Source organism: Methanosarcina sp. 1.H.T.1A.1, from assembly GCF_000979295.1.
Lineage (GTDB): Archaea > Halobacteriota > Methanosarcinia > Methanosarcinales > Methanosarcinaceae > Methanosarcina.
On sequence record NZ_JJQY01000002.1, the window covers coordinates 78,845 to 84,932 of the forward strand.

Annotated in this window: 6 protein-coding genes and 1 pseudogene; all 7 read right to left on the bottom strand. The window is 47.1% G+C overall.

Translation table 11 applies throughout. The features are described from left to right. Nucleotides 1–21: 21 nt before the first annotated feature. Nucleotides 22–972 (bottom strand): type IV pilin N-terminal domain-containing protein, encoded by a 951-nt coding sequence (locus EO95_RS00480; RefSeq protein ID WP_235282785.1) that lies wholly within the window; start codon nt 970–972, stop codon nt 22–24. A gap of 95 nt (nt 973–1,067) precedes the next feature. Then, nucleotides 1,068–2,036 carry a type IV pilin N-terminal domain-containing protein gene (locus tag EO95_RS00485; protein WP_156163935.1) on the bottom strand — a complete coding sequence of 323 codons (969 nt, stop codon included), beginning with the start codon at nt 2,034–2,036 and terminating at the stop codon, nt 1,068–1,070. Nucleotides 2,037–2,321: 285 nt separating this feature from the next. Next, entirely contained in the window at nt 2,322–4,037 is a 1,716-nt protein-coding gene (gene mcrA / locus EO95_RS00490; RefSeq protein ID WP_048131296.1) for a coenzyme-B sulfoethylthiotransferase subunit alpha, read from the bottom strand. A gap of 10 nt (nt 4,038–4,047) precedes the next feature. Beyond that, nucleotides 4,048–4,794 carry a coenzyme-B sulfoethylthiotransferase subunit gamma gene (mcrG, locus tag EO95_RS00495; RefSeq protein ID WP_048131297.1) on the bottom strand — a complete coding sequence of 249 codons (747 nt, stop codon included), beginning with the start codon at nt 4,792–4,794 and terminating at the stop codon, nt 4,048–4,050. Between the two features lies 1 nt (nt 4,795). After that, a complete protein-coding gene (mcrC, locus tag EO95_RS00500) occupies nt 4,796–5,416 on the bottom strand; it encodes a methyl-coenzyme M reductase I operon protein C (protein ID WP_048131298.1) in 621 nt (206 codons plus the stop codon). Between the two features lie 6 nt (nt 5,417–5,422). Next, nucleotides 5,423–5,932 (bottom strand): methyl-coenzyme M reductase operon protein D, encoded by a 510-nt coding sequence (gene mcrD, locus EO95_RS00505; protein WP_048131299.1) that lies wholly within the window; start codon nt 5,930–5,932, stop codon nt 5,423–5,425. Between the two features lie 24 nt (nt 5,933–5,956). Beyond that, a pseudogene (locus tag EO95_RS17330) lies at nt 5,957–6,067 on the bottom strand (hypothetical protein); the annotation flags it as partial. Between the last annotated feature and the right edge of the window lie 21 nt (nt 6,068–6,088).

Sequence of the window (6,088 nt, forward strand, 5' to 3'; positions counted from 1 at the left end):
TTGTTTCCTCCCAAATTCATTTCACTCAAAATATATTGCCATATAATCGACATTTATTTCTTTAGCACTTGCAGCGTTTCCGACACCCTTAATACGAACCTTCAACCCCTCGACATCCTCAACCGTGTTTATACGGTCAGATAAATTCATTACATAAATTTTGGGTAATTTATTAGTCTCAGACAATGAAGACTTCATATACCATTGCCCAGGAGACGGATATGCATCGAATATCCATAGTTCAATGTATTCAAAAGAACTGTCATGAGTTGAATACACAAACCTGAGAGTAACATTAGAAACCGATTCATCAATCCTGTAGTCATAGTCTGCCATATTTATGCCAAAAGAGAACACTTCACCAGTACCGTTTACTTCAGGTGTGTTTTTTTGAGGCACCACATAATTTGTATGTTTCCCATCACCTTCTTTCATTACATCCGTTGAATTTAACGGGCCAGAGGAATCGTCAACCTGTGCCGGAGGCAGCCAGCCCCCTGAACCTCCGCCGCCCGGAATAACTTTCGCCTGCCTGAACACCTGCTTTGAATCCATATCAACCAGACTCAGGTACACAGGATCTCCTTTTGTAAGGGAAGCCCCCCATTTATCAGACACATTGATTGTAATGACATCGCCCACGTCCCATGTGCTCTTGTTAAGGTTTGAGAAAACGTCATCCGGAGAATATACGTAGCTAGAACCATCAATGGAAGCTATAATTTTCATATAATCGGTATCAATGACGTCCCCTCCGCAGTGCCTTATATAGATAATATCAGTTGGAGCACGAGCCCATTTCTCTACCGCAACATGAGGACTATCGACAGGTCGATCTAACGAAAAAACCATAGTTGAAAACATCCCGGCTATTATAACCGCTATGCTGGCTAGGAGCACTTCCCCCATGATTCCGGAAACAGAATCCGAACTATTAAGAAACTTCCATAAATTTTCCAACATTAAACCCATCTCAGCCACAGCTTCTACCGCATATTTCAATAGAGGAGCAAAGTGAAATTACAATGCACCTCATCGCTCTTTTTCATTTCAAGAAACTTTTATTTTCAGTTCAGGCATACAGCCAGATAATCTATTTCTATTGATTTTTTACCGATTACGTTGACATGAATGTTGAACTTCAAATCGGAAATGCTATTGAGATTTATAGGCACAGTTTGATTGTACATATGCCACTTATTACTCGCACAGTTAACAGGGTCAAATATCGGCATGCTCTCACCTGCAATTTCCAATGAGAATTCCGAAGGTTGATCCTGCAGGCTATAAATCATCAAAATGGTTGCATTATGGGCACCAGGCCATTTGAAATCGTTCTCACGAAAACCAAAAGTCAGGCCAAAGGTCTCACCTTTTAGTTCGTGAACGAAGTTGTTTTTGGGGTAATACTCCTTTCCTTCAATCCCCAAGAACGTGTCATTGTATTTCTCATCCGGTACTGCGGAAAAGTTAACTGCTGGATCGCAGTCATGCAGATACCTGAGGTTCACCTTGTCACTATCATCCCCTTCTACGGTGGTAAAAAAATACCATTTGCCCGGGTTCATCAGTGGACTGCACATGCCCTCAATGGGCATCGTCGCCTTCTGAATCAATTGCTTTGAACCCCTATCGACGAGGAATACATCAACACAGTTATCACTATCCAGGTGAACTCCCCATGTTTTGTATAGATCAATTTCAATAACGTCCCCCAGGCTCCAGGAGTTTTTACCCGTACACCCCTGGATTTCCTCTTCTGTCAATACTTTCTTGTTTCCATCAATTATTACAATGAGATCCAGATCACTAAAAGATAGGGACTCACCCCCGCTATGCTTCAGGTAAAGGATATCCGAGGAAGCATCAACCCGCTGCTGAATTTCAATTTGTGGGGTATACTCAGGACCTTCCTGAGCAAAAAGAACCACCCCCACTATTGCAAGTGCTGAAAACGTAATCCCTGCTATGAGCACCTGGCCCATGACCTCTGAAACCGCATGACAATTTTTGGAAAGGCTGAGAAAATTCCACACAGGTAACACTCCCCGCAGCTAACTGGATATAATTATGTAATAAGTCGTATTTAGAGTGTTTGATCATTTATATTATTTTTTATAAGTGGAAAAATAATATTCCTCCATCACAGGAATAAAAACCCCAGCCATAAGAAAAATAGAAAAAGATTTGATTATAACTACTTTATTAAACAAAAAGCCTGAAAAACAGCCTGGAAAAACTATTGGGTTTAGAAGGTAAGAAAAAAGAGAAAAAGCAGGCCAGAAGGCCTACTCTGTTTTAAAGTGTTTAATTTATTGAGTTTATTTTGCCGGGATGATGAGGGCTCTCTCACCAGCAGGCATGAACTCTCTGATGGCACCGCGGCCGAACTCTTTCCTGGGCTCTGCAAAGTTGAAGGGCATGAGATCGTCAGCGAAGCAGACCTTGATGAGTGGGTTGACGGTGAATGCGTCGCCGCGGCCTGCGTGGGCTGCCTGAGCGATACCTGCGTATCCACCCTGGTGACCTACGTTCATTGCATAGTTGGGGTAGTTTGGACCACGGAGTTCGTCTGGGAGACCTTCGTCGCCCTGGTAGGACAGAACGTTTGTGGCACCGCACTGGTCCTGCAGGTCGTATCCGAAGAAGCCGAGACGGCCCCAGGCTTCCTTGTGCAGGTACATGGAGAGGTACCAGCCGGAGAGACCAGCGTTTGCGTTTGCGGTTGCAAGGGAAGTTGCAACACCGGCTGCAGCTGCGAGCACGGTTGCTCTCTGGGATCCACCGAAGTGGTCTTCAAGGGCAGTTGGGAACTTCTCGTAGGTCTCGATACCGTAGAGTGTGGACTCGGTTGCGATGTCCTTTACGACTTCGAGGGTGGCCTTTACCTTGTTGTCCTTGCCGAGGTTTGCAGCACCGTTGTACTTGTCGTTGATGTAGTCAACGTCGTAGTACACGTTGTTGTCGAGGATGTCATCGGTGTATGCAGCTGTTGCATACTGTGTGAACCCGACACCACCGGACATGTAGGACCCGAGCCAGATCTGGTCGTAGAGCATGCAGCCTGCACCGACGACTTCAAGGGCAACCTTTGCGGGGTCGTCAGTCACTGTGCGGCTTGTCTGGACGATGTCTGAGAGGTGACCGAAGGATAATCCACCGGGCTCGTTAGGACCACGTGCACGCCTTGCGGGGAGCATTTCACCCATAGAGACGAGAGCTGCGTGCTTTGCAGCGAAAGACAGGTCAGCTACTGCTGCTTCACCAGCGCACATGTTGTATGCGGAGATGAAGGACATACCGATCTGCATGGCTGCCCACCTGGAGGTCTGGGCACCGTCAGTTGTTCTGGAGACAATTGTTGGGATGTGGATTGCCTGCCAGGTTGTCTTGCCGATGGAGGCCTTAATCTGGGCTGCCTGTTCTTCATTGAACATCTTGTTGATGTTGATGACGTACTGCTTGTCGACTTCGTCTGCAAGTTCGTCGTCACCGGTGAAGATCTTTACATAACAGTCGTCCACAAGAGCGGGGTGGGTTTCGACCATCATTTCCTGAACCACTGCTGCACCGGGCATGGCGTGGTTGAGGGTCTCAAGGTAGTGGTTGATGGTTTCAGGGGTAACTTCCTTACCCAGCCTCTTCTCGAGGGTCTCGTGAGCCATGTCAAGACCGACAATACAGGTTCTCCTGATGTCGTCCCACATCTGCTGCATTGCAGCGTTGTTCACGTAGTGAAGGTCGTCAGGTTCGGCAACGATGTCAGTACCGGAGATGACGTAAGGAGTGATTGCACGCTGACCGAGTGGTGCACCGGTGTGCATCATTGGGTTGTAGAATGCAAGGCCTCTCTTCTCTGCAAGTTCCTTTCCGGCCTTAATCATCTCGGCCTTTCTTGCGTCCTGTGCAGGTCCAAGTCTCAGGAACTTCTCGGTCTTGTCAGTGATGTCCGTGGTGGACTGCTGGTTAGAACCGTATTCCTGTGTGAACTTGACTTCCATTGACTTTTTGAATTTTGAGAAAATATCTGCTGCCATTGTGGTCACCTCATTTCGGCTGGAATCCGTAGGTAGTTCTCTCATCGAATACTCTGTGTACCCATTCAACGACTTCTGAATCGTCCCTGAAGGCTACATTGTCCACACGGTAGATGGTGGTTCTCTTTGCGGCTTCTTCACTGGACATAGGCTTGCCGAGGTCTACTTTCCTGTCGAGTGGAATTGCAACCTGGTCCTTGTCCATGATGATGGTGCCGTTTTCGAATCTCCTTCTGTCAAGCATGTCGAACATTACGCCGTCTTCCTGGAGACGGACAGAGTGACCGTGCACAGTTGCGCCACGCATACCGGAAAGTGCAGGGCAGCTCATTTCGGTTTCCATCTGGACCTTTGCGCACTGTTCCATGTCTCTTTCACGGGCTTCAACAATCTGACGACCGGAAAGGGTACCTGGGTCTACACCTCTGAAGTTAATTGCTGCGAAGTATGATCTGAAGTAAGGGGTAGCCGGAGCGTTGTACATGGAGTCAGCGAACTGAACGTACCTGACCCTGTCTCCTGCTGCTGCACCGGGTGTTGCTGCTACAGCCTCGCGGACCGAGCATGCGGGCTCTCCCATCTCTGCAAGTGGTGGGTGGGTGCTTGGGTAGTCGCTCCCTGGTGCACGGTGTCCAAGGACTGCAGTTAAGTCTTCGTCTGAAATCTCCCTGAGTTTCTCAAGGTTCCCAGACATGTGCTTTCTGCGGTTAGCGCCAACTGATGTCGCGCCTGGATAAAACTGTGGTTTGTATGCCATCTCATGCAACTCCTTTATGATTTTCTAACTGGTCTAATGTCGTCTTGACGTATTTAACGATTAAATTTAGTTTATCCCTGGGACAGAAGTCACCACGTGTAACTCCACTTACCATATCCATTACAATTCCCTTGGTACGAATATTTTCATCCCTTGGCATCACTAATCTCGTCTTTATCCCTGCTTCTGCAAAATCCTCAAAATCCACCGGGATCTGGCTGACAACAATTGCCGGAATATCAGCCTGGCTCAGTATCTCCCTTGTTTTTCTAATTACATGGTCCTTAATATTTCCGAGGTGAATAACAGCCAGCTTGTGCATTTCAATCTGTGCGACTTCTACCGGACTCAGTACAAATGATCCTGTCCTCATGCCTGATTCGGGAATCCCTGAACCTGAATAAAGTACGAGCACACTCACCTGAATGTTTTCTTTCCTCATTCCGTATGTAATCTCACATACCGGTTTTGTGATATGTCTCTGGCCGGGACTCATAGCAATAGCTACCACATCGGCACGACCAGCTTCCGAAAGAGTGCCTCTTTGAGCAAGCCCTCCTCCTTTGCCTAGTCCTCCGCCGCATCGGCAGTCAACTACCTGTGTTTCCCGATCGATCATCATACCTTTTCACTCATCTGTATCATTGAAATCTTCTTCTTGTTTCTCGATGAAGACAAGCTGGTTTCCCTTGGATTTGGGATCTACCATACCAAGCATGCGAGGATCAGTATCAGGACCAAATTTTGCATAGTCAGTCACGGTAGGCTGTTTCCTGAAGAAATATCCTTCCCTGAATTCAAAAGAGAACGGGAGCACTTTTTCGCATACTGACCTGACCTTTTCTTTAGTTTCGGCATTTGAGATTTCAAGCCTGATCCTGCCTACACTGATCTTAAGTTCAATAACCTGATTTCCGATCTGAATAGGCTTCCTTAGGGGGTGTTCCACCTTTTCTCCAGTACCAGGGCCTGAAGACACCTTTTCGGGGAGTCTCGAGCCCTGGACTATAACGCGGATTATCCCGTCAATCCGATAGAGCTCAGTAATAAGCTTCTGAGCGGTTTCAGGGGACAGGATTCTACTGGGAAAGATTTCGATTTGGATAGAATCTTCCGTGTTTGAAGCAGAGTCTGACATCGTTAGACCTTTCGAGTTATATGTTTAGAGCGCTCCTGCAACTGCCTTAATCGGCTCGCGGAATTCCTTTATTCCACCAAACACGTCACCAATGAGGCCGGATGTTGATTCGATTGTGAACATCTGAGTACCTGCTGTCTCTTATACACATCTCCG

Coding starts and splice junctions, on each gene's coding strand:
- EO95_RS00480 (WP_235282785.1), bottom strand. CDS start 972: ATGGGTTTAATGTTGGAAAATTTATGGAAGTTTCTTAATAGTTCGGAT.
- mcrA (WP_048131296.1), bottom strand. CDS start 4,037: ATGGCAGCAGATATTTTCTCAAAATTCAAAAAGTCAATGGAAGTCAAG.
- mcrG (WP_048131297.1), bottom strand. CDS start 4,794: ATGGCATACAAACCACAGTTTTATCCAGGCGCGACATCAGTTGGCGCT.
- mcrC (WP_048131298.1), bottom strand. CDS start 5,416: ATGATGATCGATCGGGAAACACAGGTAGTTGACTGCCGATGCGGCGGA.
- mcrD (WP_048131299.1), bottom strand. CDS start 5,932: ATGTCAGACTCTGCTTCAAACACGGAAGATTCTATCCAAATCGAAATC.